General features: G+C 65.4%; 18 protein-coding genes. 4 read left to right on the top strand and 14 right to left on the bottom strand.

The genetic code is table 11. The features are described 5' to 3' along the window. Positions 1 to 122 precede the first annotated feature (122 nt). Genes ccsB through QF038_RS03210 form a run of 5 tightly spaced genes read right to left on the bottom strand, consistent with a single transcriptional unit; the run spans position 123 to position 5,050 of the window. Positions 123 to 1,208 carry a c-type cytochrome biogenesis protein CcsB gene (ccsB, locus tag QF038_RS03230; RefSeq protein WP_307608691.1) on the bottom strand — a complete coding sequence of 362 codons (1,086 nt, stop codon included), beginning with the start codon at positions 1,206 to 1,208 and terminating at the stop codon, positions 123 to 125. Then, complete coding sequence (locus QF038_RS03225) at positions 1,208 to 2,983, bottom strand: cytochrome c biogenesis protein ResB (protein WP_307608689.1); 1,776 nt, start codon at positions 2,981 to 2,983, stop codon at positions 1,208 to 1,210. Before QF038_RS03225 ends, ccsB begins: the two co-directional genes overlap by 1 nt. Continuing rightward, a complete protein-coding gene (locus QF038_RS03220; protein ID WP_307608687.1) occupies positions 2,983 to 3,738 on the bottom strand; it encodes a cytochrome c biogenesis CcdA family protein in 756 nt (251 codons plus the stop codon). The genes QF038_RS03225 and QF038_RS03220 overlap by 1 nt, the downstream gene beginning before the upstream one ends. A gap of 2 nt (positions 3,739 to 3,740) precedes the next feature. After that, positions 3,741 to 4,367 (bottom strand): TlpA disulfide reductase family protein, encoded by a 627-nt coding sequence (locus QF038_RS03215; RefSeq protein WP_307608685.1) that lies wholly within the window; start codon positions 4,365 to 4,367, stop codon positions 3,741 to 3,743. Positions 4,368 to 4,369: 2 nt separating this feature from the next. Continuing rightward, positions 4,370 to 5,050: a histidine phosphatase family protein gene (locus tag QF038_RS03210; protein WP_307608683.1), complete on the bottom strand. Its 681-nt coding sequence runs from the start codon at positions 5,048 to 5,050 to the stop codon at positions 4,370 to 4,372. A gap of 218 nt (positions 5,051 to 5,268) precedes the next feature. Between QF038_RS03210 and QF038_RS03205 the strand changes: the two genes are divergently transcribed. From QF038_RS03205 to QF038_RS03195, 3 genes are all read left to right on the top strand, one after another. Continuing rightward, positions 5,269 to 5,817 carry a YceI family protein gene (locus QF038_RS03205; protein ID WP_307608681.1) on the top strand — a complete coding sequence of 183 codons (549 nt, stop codon included), beginning with the start codon at positions 5,269 to 5,271 and terminating at the stop codon, positions 5,815 to 5,817. A gap of 90 nt (positions 5,818 to 5,907) precedes the next feature. After that, positions 5,908 to 6,372: a hypothetical protein gene (locus QF038_RS03200; RefSeq protein WP_307608679.1), complete on the top strand. Its 465-nt coding sequence runs from the start codon at positions 5,908 to 5,910 to the stop codon at positions 6,370 to 6,372. Positions 6,373 to 6,482: 110 nt separating this feature from the next. Continuing rightward, on the top strand, positions 6,483 to 7,277 hold the full coding sequence (locus tag QF038_RS03195) for a hypothetical protein (protein ID WP_307608677.1): 795 nt from the start codon (positions 6,483 to 6,485) through the stop codon (positions 7,275 to 7,277). Between the two features lie 53 nt (positions 7,278 to 7,330). On the opposite strand, the gene QF038_RS03190 is transcribed toward QF038_RS03195, so the two are convergent. Next, the gene (locus tag QF038_RS03190) at positions 7,331 to 8,035 is read right to left on the bottom strand and encodes a redox-sensing transcriptional repressor Rex (protein ID WP_142057210.1); all 705 of its coding nucleotides are present in this window, start codon (positions 8,033 to 8,035) and stop codon (positions 7,331 to 7,333) included. 120 nt (positions 8,036 to 8,155) lie between these two features. Then, positions 8,156 to 8,410: a glutaredoxin family protein gene (locus tag QF038_RS03185; RefSeq protein WP_307608674.1), complete on the bottom strand. Its 255-nt coding sequence runs from the start codon at positions 8,408 to 8,410 to the stop codon at positions 8,156 to 8,158. A gap of 77 nt (positions 8,411 to 8,487) precedes the next feature. Here QF038_RS03185 and QF038_RS03180 point away from each other — a divergent pair, with 77 nt between their 5' ends. Beyond that, complete coding sequence (locus QF038_RS03180) at positions 8,488 to 9,306, top strand: HAD family phosphatase (protein WP_307608671.1); 819 nt, start codon at positions 8,488 to 8,490, stop codon at positions 9,304 to 9,306. A 123-nt stretch (positions 9,307 to 9,429) separates the two neighbouring features. Here the strand turns inward: QF038_RS03180 and QF038_RS03175 are convergent, their stop codons facing one another. The 7 genes from QF038_RS03175 to rhaI all read right to left on the bottom strand — a co-directional run bounded on the left by QF038_RS03175 (position 9,430) and on the right by rhaI (position 17,727). Beyond that, positions 9,430 to 9,528 (bottom strand): 30S ribosomal protein bS22, encoded by a 99-nt coding sequence (locus QF038_RS03175; protein ID WP_003792170.1) that lies wholly within the window; start codon positions 9,526 to 9,528, stop codon positions 9,430 to 9,432. 189 nt (positions 9,529 to 9,717) lie between these two features. After that, positions 9,718 to 9,930, bottom strand: coding sequence for a helix-turn-helix domain-containing protein (locus QF038_RS03170; protein ID WP_050053879.1), 213 nt, complete (start codon positions 9,928 to 9,930; stop codon positions 9,718 to 9,720). Positions 9,931 to 10,084: 154 nt separating this feature from the next. Then, positions 10,085 to 11,224: a 3-deoxy-7-phosphoheptulonate synthase gene (locus QF038_RS03165; protein ID WP_307608669.1), complete on the bottom strand. Its 1,140-nt coding sequence runs from the start codon at positions 11,222 to 11,224 to the stop codon at positions 10,085 to 10,087. A gap of 214 nt (positions 11,225 to 11,438) precedes the next feature. Then, entirely contained in the window at positions 11,439 to 12,767 is a 1,329-nt protein-coding gene (locus QF038_RS03160; RefSeq protein WP_307608667.1) for a glycoside-pentoside-hexuronide (GPH):cation symporter, read from the bottom strand. Positions 12,768 to 12,959: 192 nt separating this feature from the next. After that, entirely contained in the window at positions 12,960 to 14,510 is a 1,551-nt protein-coding gene (locus tag QF038_RS03155) for a rhamnulokinase family protein (RefSeq protein WP_307608665.1), read from the bottom strand. Next, positions 14,507 to 16,549 carry a bifunctional aldolase/short-chain dehydrogenase gene (locus tag QF038_RS03150; RefSeq protein WP_307608663.1) on the bottom strand — a complete coding sequence of 681 codons (2,043 nt, stop codon included), beginning with the start codon at positions 16,547 to 16,549 and terminating at the stop codon, positions 14,507 to 14,509. Before QF038_RS03150 ends, QF038_RS03155 begins: the two co-directional genes overlap by 4 nt. An 11-nt stretch (positions 16,550 to 16,560) precedes the next feature. Beyond that, positions 16,561 to 17,727: an L-rhamnose isomerase gene (gene rhaI / locus QF038_RS03145; RefSeq protein ID WP_307608661.1), complete on the bottom strand. Its 1,167-nt coding sequence runs from the start codon at positions 17,725 to 17,727 to the stop codon at positions 16,561 to 16,563. Between the last annotated feature and the right edge of the window lie 16 nt (positions 17,728 to 17,743).

Raw genomic sequence — 17,743 nt, 5'->3', positions numbered from 1 at the left:
GCAAGCTTCATCACGGGCGAACGTCACCAAGGTAGCATCACGGCCGGACCGCGAACACCCCTATTGCTACACCGATTGGTTATTTTCCGCCAGTTCCCCCGGAATCGGGACGAAATCCCTGTTCAGAGCCCGGAGTATGAGTGGAGCCCGTTGAAGAACTGGTTCACGATGGTGAAGTTGAAAATCACGCACAGGTAGCCAACGATCGAAAGCCAGGCGGCACGTGTTCCGGTCCAGCCGCGGGTTGCGCGGGCGTGGAGGTAGCCTGCGTAGACCACCCAGATCACAAAGGTCCAGACTTCCTTGGTGTCCCAGCCCCAGAACCTGCCCCACGCCTTTTCCGCCCAGATGGCACCGAACATCAGGGTGAACGTCCAGCCGATGAAGGCAATGGCGTTGATCCGGTAGGACAGGTTTTCCAGGCTCAGCGCGGACGGTACCAGGCGCATAAAGCCGAGCTTGTCCGCGCCGCCGGCGGCAACGGTTTTTTGCCGGTGGGACTGGACCAGCTGCAGGGCGGACATGGCGAACGTCAGGGTGAACAGCGCGGAGGAAAGCACTGCGATGGACACGTGGATGATCAGCCAGTAGCTCTGCAGGGCGGGAACCAGGTGGCCCACCGGGGTCCAGTACGCCACAGAAGCAGCCACCAGCATGATGATGCCCAGGCCCACCACGAACGTGCCGAGGAAGCGCAGGTCGCGGCGGATCAGCACGAGCAGGAATACGGCGATGGCCACGAAGGCGCCGGTGGTGAGGAATTCGTACATGTTGCCCCACGGGACGCGTCCGGCGCCAAGGGCGCGCGTCAGCACGCCGGCGCCGTGGATCACTGCGCCCAGGATGGTCAGGGCTACGGCCACCCGCGCGGGGGCGCGGCGTTCGGCGGCGTACCGCATGTCGCCGTCGGCAGTGATAACTCCCCCGCCTCCTGTTCCGGCTGGCCGGGCAGTGGCCGACGACGGCCGTTCGGCCCTGCCCGCCGGTCCGGCCAAGTGGGACTCGCTGCGGACTCCCGCGCCTGCGGCAACCGGCACCTTGGCGGACTCTTCAGCCTGCGCAGCTTTGAGGTCGATCGCGCGCAGGGCCTTGCTGCTCTTGGCAAGATCCCATGCGAAAGCGATAAAGGCCACCGTGTACGTGCCGGCCGCCAGCAGCATAAAAAGCTCGCTGTACTGGCCCATGGTTTCGTTGATTCCGAACGGCATTACTGGTCCTTTTCGGGCCCGGAGGGGCCGGCTGGGGTGCGTGGAGCTGAAGTTGTGGCAGCGCCAGCGCCATTATGGGGGCTGCTGCTGGGAGTTTGCTGTGATCCGGCGGGGTCAGCGTCTGCGGCGATCCGCCATTCCGCGGAGAGCAGCTTCCGCACCGCATCCGCTTCACCCGCGAGCCGGTGGTCTTCGCCGCGGGCCAGGAGCCCGTATTCCACCATGGTGCGGCCGTCTTCGTGGGTGCCGGTGCGGATCCAGACGCGGCGGCGGTTGACGTACAGGGACAGGATCAGCCCGGCCACCGCCAGGAGCGCGAAGATCAGCGCGTAAAGCTGGCCGGGGTTGTGGTGGATGTCCACGCCGATGTAGCGCTTCACGCCGTCAAAGCTGATGGTGCCCTTGCCGTCCGGGAGCGTAAAGCTTTTCCCCGGGGTCAGCGTGATGCCGCCGGCGTCCAGGTTCCGGGCGTTCAGCGGGGTGAGATTCCTGACGTCGATTTCGAAGACGTTCTGCGGGGCGCCGTCGTCCAGGCCAAGGTCACCGTAAAAGGAGTTCAGCGTCAACTGGGGGTTGAACAGTCCGGGGTCTCCGCTGTAGGAAACGCCTTCATTCGAAACGAACGCCGTGGGCAGGAAGAAGCCCTGGAATCCCAACTGGTCAGGCTTCGCGTCCGGGACCTTGATCACCACGGAGGAGTAGTAGTTGTCCCCCTGCAGCTTGCCCACTACCGGGCCCTGCATGGCAACGTTTCCCTGGCCGTCCCTGACGGTCACCACGGGGGCGTAGCCGTTGCCGGTGAGGTAAATGCTGGTGCCGCCCAGCGTGATGGGATCGTTGACCTTCAGGATTTCCTGCTGCGCCGGGGCGTCCGGGTTTTCCTTGGTGGTCACGGCTGCGGAGAAGTCGATGGGCTGGCCGATCTTGCCCCGTGACTCGCGGTCAAAAGTGATGTCGAACTTGTCCAGCTGCAGGGAATAGGGCTGGAGCTGGCTGGACTGGAAATTGGTGCCCGGAGTGAACTGGTCGTAGCCCACCAGGGTGTTTACAAACGTATCGCCCTCCACGAGGATGCGCTGGCCGCTGTAGCCGAACAGTCCGCCGATGGCCACGGACACCAGCACGCCGATCAGCGAGGTGTGGAACACCAGGTTCCCCACCTCTTTCGCGAAGCCGCGCTCGGCGCCCAGGGAGGGGCGTTCACCGCCGGCGTCCCGGACCTCCACACGGTAGCCGCGCTTCTTCAACACCCCGGCGGCACTGGTGATGGCCTCCGACGCCGGGATCCCGGCGTCGGCCGGAATGACCAGGGTGCCGTACTCAGGAAGGCGCGACAGCCGCTTGGGCGTGCGCGGCGGCTGGGAGCGCATGGCCTTGTAGTGGGCGATGGCGCGCGGCACTACGCAGCCGATCAGGGAGATGAACAGGAGCAGGTAGATGGCCGAAAACCAGGCCGAGGAGTAGACGTCGTACAGCTGAAGGGTGTCCAGCAGCTTGCCGTAGTCCGGATTGTCCTTGATGTACTGGGTTACAACTGAAGGGTTCGCCGGCCGCTGCGGGAAAAGGGAGCCCGGGACCGCCGCGACGGCGAGGAGCAGCAGCAGGAACAGCGCTGTGCGCATGCTGGTCAGCTGGGTCCACGCCCAGCGAAGCATCCCCACCGGTCCCAACGCCGGCAACGCGGCGTCAGCCTTGGCCTCAGCGACCTTGGCGCCACGCTCCTTGCCGCCGGCCAGAGTGGAGGACTTCTTCTTTACGTTCACACGCTCGCTCATCAGATCGGCAACTTCACATCAGTTTGGAACCAGTACTGCAGCCCGGTCACCCAGGTACCCCAGACGCCACTGGCCATCAGGAGTCCCAGGAGCACCAGGATGCCGCCCCCGGTGCGCTGGATGGCCAGCCGGTGCTTGCGGAAGAAGGCCATCACTCCCATGCCCCGGCGCAGCGCCAGGGCGATCAGCAGGAACGGGATGCCCAGCCCCAGGCTGTAGACGAAGGCCAGGAAGGCGCCCTTCGCGGCGGACGAACCGCCGGACAGGCTCAACAGCTGGACGGCTGAGTAGGTGGGTCCAATGCATGGAGCCCAGCCCAGCCCGAACGTCAGGCCCAGCAGCGGCGCGCCCCACAGCCCGGCCGGTGGCTTGGCGTGGATTTTGGCGTCCCGCTGCAGCCAACTGAAGCCGCCCATAAACACCACACCCATGACAATCACCAGGATGCCAAGGAGTTGGGTGATCCAGGCGTTCTGCGAGCCGGTAATAAGGGTGCCCAACTGACCGAACGCACCGCCCAGGAGGACGAAGATCACGGAGAATCCCAGCACGAACAGCCCGATGCCCGCCAGCATCCGGCCACGCTTCTGCTTTTCCAGGTCCACCCCGGACAACCCCGTGACGTAGCCCAGGTAGCCGGGCACCAGCGGCAGGACGCACGGGGAAAGGAAGGAGACCAGGCCGGCCAGCAGCGCCACCGGGATGGCAAGGAGGAGCGAGCCGCTGAGGATGGCTTCGGCAAAGGGGCTGTTCATGGTTACCCGGCCACGGCGGCAGCGATGAGGGTCTTCAGTGTGCCCTTTTGGATTTCACCCAGGACGCGGGAAGCCACACGCCCTTGTTTGTCCAGGACCAGCGTGGTGGGGACTGCTCCCGGGGGAACCAGGCCGGAGACGGCCAGCAGGACTCCGCCGTCCTTGTCATCGAAGCTGGGGTAGGTCAGGTTGAAGGACTTTTCGAAGGCTTCAGCGGTGGGCTTTTCGTCCCGCAGGTTGACGCCGAAGAACTGCACACCCTGGGGCTTGAACTCCTGGTGAAGCTCTTCGAGGATGGGGGCTTCCACCCGGCACGGGGCACAGGCAGCGAACCAGAAGTTCAGGACCGTTACCTTGCCCTGGAAGTCTGCCGGCACCACGGTGGTCCCGTCGAACAATGTCCCGTTGACCTGCACGGGGGATTTGCGGTCCGCCGCGGCGAACTCCGTGACGGAACCGTCGCCGGCCACGTAGTTCTTGTTGTCCCCCGCCCGGGCCTGCTCGGCGAGGGCGTCCTGCTGGGCACAGGCCGAGAGGCCCAGGGTGAGGGCGGTCAGGGCAAGGCCGCCGGCGGCGAGGACGCTGCGGCGGGAGGCCGACGGCACGGCCCTATTGATGCTGTCAGTCACTACTAGGCTCCAGGGGTGCTGGCTGCACCGGGAAGAAGGGATGCCGCAGGTTCGCTGTACGAGACGCGCACAAGTGCGCCGTCGTCGTCGAACACCAGCGACGTGATGGAGGTCAGGGTGCACTCGCGCTTGCGCGGATCATGCCACAGGGGCTTGCCTTCGGCGCTGAGCCGGGTGGCCCAGATGGGGAGCTGGTGGCTGACCATGATGGCCTCGGGCCCGTCTGTTCCGTAGTCGCCGTTGGCCAGTTCGATGGCGCGCAGGCGCGCCTCCTGCACGGCGGCCATGACCCGCGCTGCCTGCTGCTTATACGGCTCGCCCCAGGACGGCCGCAGGGGATTGACCAGCCGCGGCCAGTGCTTGGGCCGGCGGAGTTCTGCCTTGGTGACCTTCATGCCCTCGAAGTAGTTCTCCGCTTCGATGATCCGCTCGTCTGTGTGGATCTGCAGCTGCAGCGCTTCCGACGTCGGCCGGGCAGTTTCCTGCGCGCGGTCCAGCGGCGAGGCGGCCAGGTAAGTGATGCGGGCACCGCCGGCAGCACGCTGCCGGAAATGCTCCGCAAGCATGCGCGCCATCTCCTGCCCCAGCCCGGAGAGGTGGAATTCGGGCAGCCTGCCATACAGGACGCCGTCGGGATTGTGTACCTCGCCATGGCGGAGCAGATGGACAGTGGCTTGGGGCATGTTTACCAGTTTCTCAAAGATGGCGTGCGATCCGAAATCTTCTACCCGTTCTTTCTACAAAGAGTAGAACTGAAGTTTATGAAGAAATGTTCCGCGAGCGGGAACAAAAGATGCAAATGCATGTTTATAGTAGATGCAGCAGTTAGTTGAGACTTCAACAGATGAAGCTTCAACACGTACACCCGACAAACAGGCATCACCCATTAAGGAGCATCATCATGGCACTTCCCGCAGACATCACCACCGGCACCTGGACCCTCGACAACTCCCACAGCGAGATCGGCTTCACCGTCCGCCACGCAGGCATCAGCAAGGTCCGCGGCCAGTTCACGGAAGCTGCCGCCACCCTGGACCTCCCCGGTGACGTTGCCGACGCCAAGATCAGCGCCACCATCAACACCGCCAGCTTCGATTCCGGAGATGCCAACCGCGACGGCCACGTCAAGGGCGAAGACTTCTTCGACGTGGAGAAGTTCCCTGAAATCTCCTTCGTCTCCAACGGCCTCGTGGCCAAGGGCAACAGCTACGAGCTGACCGGCGACCTTACTATCAAGGGTGTCACCCGCCCCGTCACCCTCGAGACCGAGTTCAACGGCGTGGCCGTCGACCCGTTCGGCAACACCCGCGCCGGCGTCTCCGCTGAAACCACCATCAGCCGCAAGGACTTCGGCCTGACCTGGAACGCGGTCCTTGAGACCGGCGGCGTGCTGGTCAGCGACAAGGTTGCCATCAACCTCGAACTCGCCTTCATCGCTCCCGCAGCCTAGTCACAGATCCCGCTGGAACCCCGGCACCGGCTCCTCGAGCCAGGGCCGGGGTTCCGTCTTTTAACCCCGGGCGGGGCTACAGTGAACGCCATGAGCAACTCCTCCAGCGCACAGCGGGGTGGTATGTCCACACTGTTCTCGGTGGCCGGCCGCCCCACGGAAATCAAGGTCTCCTTCTGGATCTGGTTCGTTGGCGGCATCCTGGGCTTCCTGGGCGGACTGCTGGGAATGCTGGCTTCCCTGGTGCTCTTTGCCGCTGCCCCTGCCGCCGCCGCAGGCGTCCTCACGCTGATGCTGCTGGCCGCTGCAGTGGGCGTTGCGCAGGCGGCCTTCGCCATCAAGATGAAAGCGGGCCGGAAGTGGGGGCGGCTGGCCCTGACGGTCCTCACGGGGATCACCCTGGCCCTGGCCGCACTGAACTCGATGACAGGCATGGGCCAGGACGGCAACTGGATAGCCTTCCTGGTCAGCCTCATGGCAACAGCGCTGATGTGGCTGCCGAATTCACGGGCCTGGTTTGGCTCCGTCGGCGGCAGGAATACCTCCTTCGAATGACTCCCAAGCGGCCGCTCCGGGGGTACGGTGGACTTAAGCCATGCTGGGGGTAGGGCGCAGGACCGAAACCCGGCAGCCCACCTGGATCCCGACATGCAGAAGGACAGCTCATGAGTAATCCTCCCGTCCCGCCTCCCGTGCCCAACGACCCCGAGCAGGGCAACCAGCAGCCGCGCTACGGTGAAAACGCTCCCCAGTACGGCCAGCAGTCCGGACAGAACCCGCCGCAGTACGGGCAGAACGCGCCGCAATACGGCCAGTCCGGCGCACCGCAATACGGGCAGAACGCGCCGCAGTATGGGCAAAACGCCCCCCAGTACGGCCAGAACCCGCCGCAGGCGCCGGCCTACGGACAGCAGCAGCCGTACGGTCAGCAGCCCTACGGCCAGTCCCCATACGCCCAGTACCCGTCCGAGCAGCCGCAGCCCACGGGCAGCAACGGCGTTCCGCAGCTGGTCAACATTTCGTTCTGGCTGCTGATTGCCTCCGCCGCGATTTTCGTCATCTCGATGCTCACCGGCCTCACCCAGTTGGATGACCCGCTGTTCCGCCAGACCTTCGAACAGCAGGTGGAGGGCACCGGAGCCGGTGTCACCTACGAGGACATCAAGGGCGTCATCGCCGGCACCTTGGTGGTTTTCGCCATCCTCGGCCTCGCGCTTTACCTGTTGGTGGCCTTCTTTGTCCGGAAGGGCAAGAACTGGGCCCGCATCCTGGGCACCGTCTTCGCTGCCCTGTCCATCTTCGGCCTGTTCGGCCCGCCGTCGATCGGTACCCTTGGAACCCTCCTGGGGATCGCCGCCATCGTCCTTCTGTACCTGCCGGCATCTGCTCCGTATTTCCGCAAGCAGCAGCCGTTCGCAAACCCGTACGGCGGCGGCATGGGCAACCCCTACGGCCGGTAAACCAAGTACCTTTTCCACACCTGCGGGCGTGGGTCCCGGAACTGCCGGAGAAATCAGGCAGTCTGCCCCGGGGCCTGCGCCCGTTGTGCGTGGTAGGCAAGGATCTGCAGTTCGGTGGCCATGTCCACCTTGCGCAGATTAACCCCTTCCGGCACCTGGAGCATCACGGGGGCGAAGCTCAGGATGCTGTGCACCCCGGCCGCCACCACCCGGTCGCAGACGTCCTGCGCCACCGCGGCCGGCAGCGCCAGCACCACCATGTTGGCCCCCGTCCGGTGCAGGACGGTTTCCATGTCCGCCACGTCGCTGACCCGGAGCCAGCCCACTTCGTTGCCCACCACCATCTGGTCGGCGTCGAAAATAGCCACGACGTCGAAACCGCGGGATTCGAAGCCGCCGTACCGGGCCAGGGCCTTGCCGAGGTTGCCGGCGCCAACGATTGCGACCTTCCAGTCGTGGGTCAGCCCCAGGGCGGCCGCGATGTGCCGGCTCAGGTACTGGACTTCGTAGCCCACGCCGCGGGTGCCGTAGGAGCCCACGTGGGACAGGTCCTTGCGCAACGTCGCGGAGCTGACGCCGGAGGCTTCGGCGAGGGACTCAGAGGAGACCCGCTCCACTCCCTCGGCCAGCAGGGTATTCAGGGCGCGCAAATAAAGCGTCAGCCGGGCCACCGCGGCGGGCGGAATCTGTTTGGCCGGCGTGCCCGTGGTGTCCGGAAGATCCGGGACAGCCTGGGGGGTTGAATCCAGCGAAGCCACCAGCCCCTCCCTCGCATCGCGTTGTGACTCCACTCTAGAGCCCTCCCGCCGGAGCCAACAAAGCAGGGGGAAACAAAGCAGACGGCAACGCTGCAAGCGCCAACATGGGTTCCGGCTCCCCTACTGCGCCATGGCCCGCTGCAGCACGCGTTCCAGCCGGATCTCGTCGATCTTCCAGAAGTCGCGCTGCACACCGTCCACCAGCACCACCGGGATCTCCTCGGCGTAGCGCTCCCGCAGTTCCGGCTGGTTGTCCACCAACTCCTCGGTCCACGCAAGGCCCAATGAGGCAGTGACCCGCCCCACGGCGTCGCGCGCTTCCTCGCAAAGGTGGCAGTCAGCTTTGGTGATCAGGACGACGCGGGGTGTAGCCATGGCTTAACCGTAGTCCCGTTCATGGTGCCCGGCGACGCCGACGCAGTCCTGCCAGTCGATTGACTAGACTCGACACCATGCCCGAGGAGAAGTACGTCGCCGTAGTCACCAAGCCGGTTGCTGCGCCGCAGCCCGGCGAGGCGGCGTTCTTCGATGTGGACAACACCCTTATGCGCGGTGCCAGCCTGTTTCACGTGGCCCGGAAGATGCACCAGCGCGGGGCCTTCACCCTTACCCAGGCAGCCGGCTTCGCCTGGAAACAGTTCAAGTTCGTGGCCCGCGGCGAAAACATGGACGACGTCCACGCGGTCCGCGATTCCGCCCTCACCCTGGCCGCGGGCATCACGGTGGATGACATCAAGGCGCTGGGCGAGGAAGTCTACGACGAGATGATCGTCTCCAGGATCTGGCCCGGCGCCAAGGCCCTCGCCGAGCAGCACCTGCGGGTGGGGCGGCGTGTGTGGCTGGTAACGGCCACCCCAATCGAGGTGGCCACCGTGATCTCCACCCGGCTGGGACTCACCGGAGCGCTGGGCACCGTGGGTGAAGTGTCGGAAGGCATGTACACCGGACGGCTGGTGGGAGACATCCTGCACGGCTCCGCCAAGGCCATGGCAGTCCAGGAGCTCGCCGATGCCGAGGAACTGGACCTGAAGCGTTGCTGGGCCTACAGCGACTCCTACAATGACATCCCCTTGCTGACCCTCGTGGGCCATCCGGTGGCCATCAACCCGGACACCCGCCTGCGCCGCCACGCCCGCGACCACAACTGGCCGGTTTACGATTTCCGCGCAGGCCGGCGCGCAGCAACCCTGGGGCTCAAGGCCGCCACGTTGTGCGGCGCCGTCTACGGACTCTGGAAAGGCTTCGCCCAGATCCGCGGGCCACGCATCTAGGTAGCAACAAGTGACGTTTTCGGCCCCCATAACGACACTTGGTGCGACCTGGTTGGGCCGGGGAAACAGAAATGCCCGCCACCTCGGAAGGCGGCGGGCATTTCCACGCAGTTCGAAGTATCTCTACTTCTTGTTACGGCGCTGGTGACGAGTCTTGCGAAGCAGCTTGCGGTGCTTCTTCTTGGCCATACGCTTGCGACGCTTCTTAATAACTGAACCCACGAAAGTTCCTTACAAACTAGATGCAGTACCTGTCTGATGGAGAATGTTCGTGGACAGAGCTACGAACTGAACAACTGACAGATTCTTACAATGACGTAAAACGTTCCTTAACAGGGTACCGCCTATCCGGAGCGGCTTCTGACCGGAATGGCTCCGACCGGCCGAAACGGAGGTTTGCGACGTAACGCCTCAGGCGGTTTCGGTGTGGCCGTCCACCACAGCACCCTTGAGGTACTGCTCCACGGCGTTCTCGGGTACCCGGTACGAGCGGCCGAACCGCACCGCCGGCATCTCTCCGGCGTGGACCAGCCGGTAGACGGTCATTTTGGAGACGCGCATGACCTGGGCTACTTCAGCCACGGTCAGGAACTTCGCGTTGGAGAAGTTCTGTTCTGCCGACATTTCCCTATTTTCCTTTGCTGACGGATGGACAACAGTGACCCCAGGTACGTGCCAATGCGGTGTTCCGATGCTGAGCCATCCACCAACCACCTTCTAGATACTCTAGATGTTCCTGTGGCCAATGTGAAAGTAGTGTGCTCCCCTATTTCGCCCCCTAATTAGCCGCCCGGCGCTTGCGGGCAGAGGCGGCCAGCTGGTCCAGCACGGACACGGAGACGTCCCATTCCATGCAGGCGTCCGTCACGCTCTGCCCGTACACCAGCTCCGACCGTCCGGCCGCGTGCTCGGCAACATCGAGGTTCTGGGCGCCGCCCACCAGGAAGCTTTCGAGCATCACGCCGGCGATGGCCTGCGCCGAAGCACCGCCGTCCTCGAGCTGGGCCCCGATTTCCAGTGCCACTTCAGCCTGGCGGTGGTGACTCTTGCCGCTGTTGGCGTGGCTGGCGTCCACGATGAGGCGGGGGTTCAACTGCTTGCCGGCGAGCTTAGCGGAGGCACTTTCGACGTCGGCCGCGGAGTAGTTGGGTCCCTTGCGGCCGCCGCGGAGGATGACGTGGGTGTCCGGGTTTCCGGCGGTGGCCACCAAGGCTGCCCGGCCGTCGCCGTCAATGCCCAGGAAGGACTGGGCTGCCGCGGCGGCACCGCAGGCGTCGACGGCTACCTGCAGGTCGCCGTCGGTCCCGTTTTTGAAGCCGATGGGCATGGACAGGCCGGAGGCCAGCTGCCGGTGGATCTGGCTTTCGGTGGTGCGGGCCCCGATGGCACCCCAGGAGATCAGGTCCGCCATGTACTGTGGGCTGATCGGCTCAAGGAATTCGGTGGCCGTGGGCAGCCCCAGCGCGGTGACCTGCTGCAGGAAATGCCGTGCGGTGCGCAGGCCGGTGACCATGTCGTGGCTGCCGTCCAGCCGCGGATCGTTGATCAGGCCCTTCCAGCCCACAGTGGTGCGGGGCTTCTCAAAGTAGGTCCGCATGACGACCAGCAGGTCTTCCTTGTGCTTCTCGGCCTGGCTGACCAGCCGGCGGGCGTATTCCAGCCCGGCTTTGGGATCGTGGATGGAGCAGGGTCCCACAATCACCAGCAGGCGGTCGTCCAGGCCGTCCATAATGGCGCGGACTTCATCGCGTCCACGTTCGACGACGTCTGCCGCCTCGGGTGCCAGCGGCAGTTCCGCGATGAGGTCCTGCGGGCTGGGCAGCGCGGTGAATTCGCTGACGCGCAGGTTGGACGTGGACTTCGCTACGGATTCATTGCGGAGAGTGCCGGTGTGTGCGGGGGCTGTTGCGGTGCTCATTGTGGGTCCTGTTCCAGATGGGAAGCGGGCCCAGTTCAGAACCCGCCGGAGAAACGGCGAAGGGCAGAGAATCATCTCTGCCCTGTTGGCTCTGAAGGAAAGTTGGATGCGTGTCAGTTAGACGCGGGCCCCTCCAGAGCCAACGAAAAATACGCATACCAACGGTTTGTCATGCCATGAACCATAACCGCCAGGCCGCCGCACCGCAAAAGTGTTACGTCGCGTCACGGGACAGGCTGGCCACCAGTTCCGCGTGCTTCTGGTCCGTCAGGCGGTACCAGTACATAATTCCGACGGCGGCCAGCACCAGGGCCCCCGGCAGCAGTCCCGCCGCGGCCCGGATGGCGAGCGTGGCTGCATCGGACTGCTCGGCCGTGCCCGAAAGGTAGCCGCCCCAGGCCAGCGAGAAGGCCACTAGGCCGCCGCCGAACCCCATGCCCAGCTTCCGGGTGGCAGCGAGAAGTGCGTAGTTGATGCCCTGGACCCGGACGCCGGTTTTCCACTCCCCGTATTCCACGGTGTCGGCGATCAGGGCCCAGGTGAGGATGCTGACCGAGGCCGATGCCAGGAGTCCCAGCACGAGGCCCGCCAGGCCCAGCAACGGCGCGTCCTGCGGCGCCAGGAAAACCAGCACGCCGCCCAGCACGCCCACCCCGCCGCCGGCGATGTACACGGCACGCTTGCCCCAACGCGCCACGGGCCGAGGCAGCAGCACAGCCAGGGTAAGGGTGATGACCACCTGGGCGCCGGCCATCACCGGGAACAGGTCCACCCGGGACAGGACGTCGCGGAGGTAGTAGAACTGGGCGGCACCCGTGGCAGACGTGCCGGTAACGAAAAGGATCGAGCTCAGGCACAGGACCACCAGCGGCGAATTGGCTTTCAGGGCTGCGATGCTTTGGCTGAGGGTGACCTTGGGGACGCTGCCGGCTACCTGCTCAACGCAAACAGTCCCGGTCAGGACATACAGCCCGGAGCCAACAACGGCGAATGCCAGGGTGAGCCACGTGAAAATTTGCTGCATGTCCTGGCCACCCGCAAGGAGCGGTGCGATGAAGAAACCCAGCGTAGCCCCCACGGACAGGCCGCCGATGGTCCTCGCCCCGCCAAGCCGGGCGCGGTCCCTGGCATCCTGGGTCATGGCACCCACCAGGCAGCCGTACGGCACATTGACCATGCTGTACGCCCCGCAGACCAGGCCGTAGGTGCAGTAGGCGTAGAGCAGTTTCAGCGCCGGGTCCACGTGGGGAACATGGAACACGGCCACACTCAGCAGCAGGGGAATGAAGCCGAACATCAGGAACGGCCGGAACTTTCCCCAGCGCCGGCTGTGCACGCGGTCCACGATCCGGCCCGCCGCTATGTCCGTGAAGGCGTTGAAGATCCGCGCCACCAGCAGCAGGGTTCCCGCAGCTGCTGCCCCGATCCCCGCGACGTCGGTGTAGTAGACGAGCAGGAACATGTTCCCGGTACTGATGATCATGCTGTTGGCGGCGTCGCCGGCGCCGTAGCCGAAAACGCTGAGCCTGCTGAGTTTCTTCATTGGTTCCTTGGTTCCGCAGCTCACAGAAACCGTTTTCTCGGCTGCAGAAGGAACTTACCCCAAAATCTTGCGGAGAAACAGCAGCTGCCTGATGAGGATTCCGTCAGCCTAGGACGTGCTCAGCGGACATGGATCCAGATCCTAGGGCCGTCCGGTGGACAGGGACAGGGCTGGCCACGCACTGAACAACACTTACAGCCGCGAGAGTTCCGGGACAAAAACCTGCAGCGGGCTGCTGGCCGCCACCAGGGCACGAAGCTCCCCGAGGCCCCCGTCCACAGTCCCTGCCGCTCGCGCCTGCACCAGGACGTTCCCCAGCGCCGTCGCTTCCACGGGTCCTGCAATCACCTTTTTGCCCGTGGCGTCGGCGGTGAGCTGGCAGAGCAGGCGGTTTTGGGAACCGCCGCCCACCACGTGAACCACGTTCACTGACCTGTCGGCGAGCCGTTCGGCGTCGCGGATGGTGCGTGCGTAGCCGGCCGCGAGGCTGTCCATGATGCAGCGGGTGATGGCTGCCGGATCGTTGGGCAGGACTTCACCGGTCCGGCGGACGGCTGCCCGGAGGCGGTCCGGCATGTTGTCCGGTGCGATGAAGTGGGGATCGTCCGCGTTGACCTGCGGGCCGCCGGGCGGCAGATCGGCCGCCGCGTCCAGCAGGGCCGGAAGTTCGAGGCTGAATCCTTCGGCTGCCCAGGTCCGCTGGCATTCGCTGAGGAGCCAGAGCCCGCCCATGTTGCGCAGGTAGCGGATGGTCCCGTCCACGCCGCGTTCGTTGGTGAAGTTCGCTTCGCGGCTGGTTTCGGTGAGCACCGGATGCTTCAGTTCCAGCCCCACCAGGGACCAGGTGCCGGAGGAAATGTAGGCAAAGTGCTCCCCTCCGTCGTCCGCTTTCGCGGGGACGGCGGCGATGGCGGAGGCGGTGTCGTGCGAGCCGACCGCCACCACCTTCGTGTCCTGCGGGAGCCCCACCTGGACGGCGATCTCCGGCAGGAGCGTGCCCACGGTTTCGCCCGGCTGGACCAGCGGCGGGAACAGGTCCTTCCGCAGGCCCAGGGCGGTGAGGAACTCGGTGGCCCACTCCCCCGCCACGGCGTCGAACAGTCCGGTGGTGGAGGCGTTGGTGGCTTCCGTCCGGCGCTGCCCGGTGAGGAGGAACGCAATCAGGTCCGGGATCAGGAGCGCCTGCACGCCGTCCAGGTCCTGCTCCGTGGCCAGCTGGTAGATGGTGTTGAACTGCAGGAACTGCAGCCCGGTGGTGGCGTAGAGCCGCGCGTGGTCCAGTTTCCGGTGCACGGGCTCGACGGCGACCCGGCTGCGGCCGTCCCGGTAGCTGAACGGCTGGGCCGTGAGCTCTCCGGCCTTGTTGACCAGCCCGTAGTCCACCGCCCAGGTGTCGATGCCGATGCTGGCCACGCGTTCGCCCTGGACGGCAGCGACTGTCGCCGCCGCTGAGAGCCCCTTGAGCACCTCGGCGAAGAGGGCATGGAAGTTCCAGCGGAGGCCGCCGTCGATCTCCACCACGCCGTTGGGGAAGCGGTGGACCACTTCGAGCTGCACGCCGGCTTCGCCACCGCTGCTTTCGGCGACCCTGCTTTCGACAACCCGGCCCAGGATGACCCGGCCGGAGGAGGCGCCGATATCGACAGCGGCGAAGACGCTGCCGGAAACAGCCTTTGCGGGGGCCGCCGCGGAAACTGCCCCGGCCTGGGCCGGGGCAGTTTCGTTGGTGCGTGCGGTGCTCATCGCAGGAAGGCTGCGGCCACTCCGGCGTCCACGGGAATGTGCAGGCCGGTGGTGTGGGACAGTTCGTTGCTGGTGAGGACGGCGGCGGCGTTGGCCACGTGCTCTGGCAGGACTTCGCGCTTGAGCAGGGTGCGCTGGGCGTAGTACTCGCCCAGTTTTTCCTCGTCCACGCCGTAGACGGCGGCGCGCTTGGCGCCCCAGCCCCCGGCGAAGATACCGGAGCCGCGGACCACGCCGTCGGGATTGATGCCGTTGACGCGGATGCCGTACTCGCCCAGTTCGGCGGCAAGCAGGCGCACCTGGTGGGCCTGGTCTGCCTTGGTGGCGGAGTAGGCGATGTTGTTGGGGCCGGCGAACACGGAGTTCTTGGAGGAGATGTAGATGATGTCTCCGCCCAGGCCCTGCGCGATCATCACCTTCGCTGCCGCCTTGGCCACCAGGAACGAGCCCTTGGCCATGACGTTGTGCTGCAGGTCCCAGTCCTTCTCTGTGGTTTCCAGCAGCGGCTTGGAGATGGACAGGCCGGCGTTGTTGACCACCAGGTCCACGCCGCCGAATGCCAGGACGGCGGCGTCGATCGCGGCTGCGACCTGGGCCTCGTCCGTGACGTCGGCCTGGACGCCGATGGCAACGTCCGGGCCACCGAGCTCTTCGGCCACCATTTCGGCGTTCTCCAGGTTCAGGTCGGCGATGACAACGCAGGCGCCTTCCGCGGCGAGGCGGGTGGCGATGGCCTTGCCGATGCCCGACGCAGCGCCGGTCACCAGCGCGATGCGGGTGGCGTGGGACTTGGGCTTGGGCATCCGTGCCAGCTTGGCTTCCTCCAGTGCCCAGTACTCGATCCGGAACTTCTCGGATTCCTCGATCGGGGCATAGGTGGAGATCGCTTCGGCACCACGCATCACGTTGATGGCGTTGATGTAGAACTCGCCGGCAACGCGGGCGGTCTGCTTGTTGGCGCCGAAGGAGAACATGCCCACGCCGGGAACCAGCACGATGGCCGGGTCCGCACCGCGTAGCGCCGGGCTGTCAGCGTCCGCGTGGCGGCTGTAGTAGGCCTGGTAGTCCTCCCGGTAGTCGGCGTGCAGCTCGTGCAGCCGCGCGATCGAGTCCTCGACCGAGGCGTCGGCGGGCAGGTCCAGGATCAGCGGCTTGACCTTGGTGCGCAGGAAGTGGTCCGGGCAGGAGGTGCCCAGGGCGCCGAGGCGCGGGTGCTCGGCGGCTTCGAGGAAGTCCAGGACGACGGCGTCATCGCTGAAGTGCCCCAGCTGCGGCTTGTCCGTTGAGGCCAGGCCGCGGATCACGGGTGCTAGCGCTGCGGCCTTGGCGCGGCGCTCTGCCTCCGGCAGCGCATCGTAACCGGGCAGCTTGGGCCCGAAAGGCTCGGCCTTGCCGTTGTCCTTGATGTACTTCTCGGCCTGCTCAATGATCCACAGCGAGTTAGCTTCCGCTTCTTCGCTGGTGGGGCCCCACGCGGTGATGCCGTGGCCGCCCAGGATGGTGCCGATCGCCTGCGGGTTGGCTTCCTTGATCGCGGCGATATCCATGCCCAGCTGGAACCCGGGCCGGCGCCAGGGCACCCAGACCACCTTGTTGCCGAAGATCTTGGTGGTCAGCGCCTCGCCGTCCACGGCGGTGGCGATGGCGATGCCGGAGTCCGGGTGCAGGTGGTCCACATGTGCGGCGTCCACCAGGCCGTGCATGGCGGTGTCGATCGAGGGAGCCGCGCCACCCTTGCCGTGCAGGCAGTAATCGAAGGCGGCCACCATCTCGTCTTCCCGCTCTACGCCGGGGTAGACGTTTTTCAGCGCGTTCAAACGGTCCAGGCGCAGCACCGCAAGGTTTTCGGCCTTCAGTGTGCCGAGGTCCCCGCCGGAGCCCTTGACCCACAGCAGCTGGACGTCCTCGCCCGTCACCGGGTCCTTTTCGGTGCCCTTGGCAGAGGTGTTGCCGCCGGCAAAGTTGGTGTTCCGCTTGTCCGCACCGAGGCGGTTGGAACGGGAAATCAGGTCTTCAACAGTCTTGGCTGTGTTCTGCATGTTCATGCCCTTTAAGCGCCCCATCCGGCTTGCTGGCCGCCTACGCGGTCCTCGTTGATCTTCTTCTGGTAGCCGCTGGCCTTGAATGCAGCCAGCGGGTCCGCGGGCAGCCCGCGGGATTCACGCCACTCGGCCAAGACAGGCCGGACGTCGGTGTAGAAGGCATCGTTGAAGATGCCGTTGGCTGCGAGCACGTCACCGGCGCGCTGCGCTTCGGCCAAGGCTGCGGTGTCCACCAGCAGGGCCCGGGCGGTCATTTCCTGGACGTTCAGGACCGAGCGGATTTGGCCCGGAATCTTCTCTTCCAGGTTGTGGCACTGGTCCAGCATCAGGGCAACGCCCGAATCCTTGCCGAAGCCACCGCCGCGGATCACCTCGTGCATAATGCGGAAGAGCTGGAACGGATCAGCGGCACCCACGATGAGGTCGTCGTCGGCATAGAAGCGCGAGTTGAAGTCGAACGAACCAAGCTTGCCTAGGCGCAGCAGCTGCATCACGATGAACTCGATGTTGGTGCCGGGGGCGTGGTGGCCGGTGTCCAGGCAGACGAACGCCTTCTCGCCCAGCGCGAGGGTCTGCGCATAGGACGTGCCCCAGTCAGGAACATCGGTGTGGTAGAAAGCCGGCTCGAAGAACTTGTACTCCAGCACCAGGCGCTGCTCATCACCCAAGGCAGCGTAGATTTCCTGGAGGGATTCGGCCAGGCGGTCCTGGCGGCCGCGGATATCGTCCTGGCCCGGGTAGTTGGTGCCGTCCGCCAGCCAGATCTTCAGGTCCTTCGAGCCCGTGGCGTGCATGATCTCGATGCAGTCCAGATGGTGGTCGATGGCGCGGCGGCGCACCGCCTCGTTGGACGAGGTCAGCGAACCGAACTTGTACTCATCGTCCTGGAACGTGTTGGAGTTGACGGTGCCCAGGCCCACTCCCAGGCCGGCCGCGTACTCCTTCAGGGCGGCGTAGTCATCCACTTTGTCCCACGGGATGTGGAGCGCAACGGTGGGTGCCAGACCGGTCAGTTCATGGACCTTGGCGGCATCCGCCAGCTTCTCCTGCACGGTCCGCGGCGTACCGGGGGTGCCGAACACCTTGAACCGGGTGCCTGAATTTCCATAGGCCCACGAGGGGACCTCGATGGCAAGCTCCCCGAGCCTGCCCAGCGCCGTTGCTACGTCATTCATTATGGTGGTTCTTTCC

Origin of the sequence: Pseudarthrobacter sp. W1I19 (genome assembly GCF_030817835.1) — a bacterium.
Classification (GTDB): Bacteria; Actinomycetota; Actinomycetes; order Actinomycetales; family Micrococcaceae; genus Arthrobacter.
Note: the sequence above shows the minus strand (reverse complement) of the source record. Positions and strands in the feature narration are given on the sequence as shown.

Excerpts from the sequence above, each read along its gene's own strand:
- QF038_RS03160 (WP_307608667.1), bottom strand. The coding sequence starts at position 12,767 with ATGAAGAAACTCAGCAGGCTCAGCGTTTTCGGCTACGGCGCCGGCGAC.
- QF038_RS03220 (WP_307608687.1), bottom strand. The coding sequence starts at position 3,738 with ATGAACAGCCCCTTTGCCGAAGCCATCCTCAGCGGCTCGCTCCTCCTT.
- QF038_RS03185 (WP_307608674.1), bottom strand. The coding sequence starts at position 8,410 with ATGGCTACACCCCGCGTCGTCCTGATCACCAAAGCTGACTGCCACCTT.
- QF038_RS03195 (WP_307608677.1), top strand. The coding sequence starts at position 6,483 with ATGAGTAATCCTCCCGTCCCGCCTCCCGTGCCCAACGACCCCGAGCAG.
- QF038_RS03180 (WP_307608671.1), top strand. The coding sequence starts at position 8,488 with ATGCCCGAGGAGAAGTACGTCGCCGTAGTCACCAAGCCGGTTGCTGCG.
- QF038_RS03205 (WP_307608681.1), top strand. The coding sequence starts at position 5,269 with ATGGCACTTCCCGCAGACATCACCACCGGCACCTGGACCCTCGACAAC.
- ccsB (WP_307608691.1), bottom strand. The coding sequence starts at position 1,208 with ATGCCGTTCGGAATCAACGAAACCATGGGCCAGTACAGCGAGCTTTTT.
- QF038_RS03150 (WP_307608663.1), bottom strand. The coding sequence starts at position 16,549 with ATGCAGAACACAGCCAAGACTGTTGAAGACCTGATTTCCCGTTCCAAC.
- QF038_RS03210 (WP_307608683.1), bottom strand. The coding sequence starts at position 5,050 with ATGCCCCAAGCCACTGTCCATCTGCTCCGCCATGGCGAGGTACACAAT.
- QF038_RS03225 (WP_307608689.1), bottom strand. The coding sequence starts at position 2,983 with ATGAGCGAGCGTGTGAACGTAAAGAAGAAGTCCTCCACTCTGGCCGGC.
- QF038_RS03155 (WP_307608665.1), bottom strand. The coding sequence starts at position 14,510 with ATGAGCACCGCACGCACCAACGAAACTGCCCCGGCCCAGGCCGGGGCA.
- QF038_RS03165 (WP_307608669.1), bottom strand. The coding sequence starts at position 11,224 with ATGAGCACCGCAACAGCCCCCGCACACACCGGCACTCTCCGCAATGAA.
- QF038_RS03170 (WP_050053879.1), bottom strand. The coding sequence starts at position 9,930 with ATGTCGGCAGAACAGAACTTCTCCAACGCGAAGTTCCTGACCGTGGCT.
- QF038_RS03200 (WP_307608679.1), top strand. The coding sequence starts at position 5,908 with ATGAGCAACTCCTCCAGCGCACAGCGGGGTGGTATGTCCACACTGTTC.
- rhaI (WP_307608661.1), bottom strand. The coding sequence starts at position 17,727 with ATGAATGACGTAGCAACGGCGCTGGGCAGGCTCGGGGAGCTTGCCATC.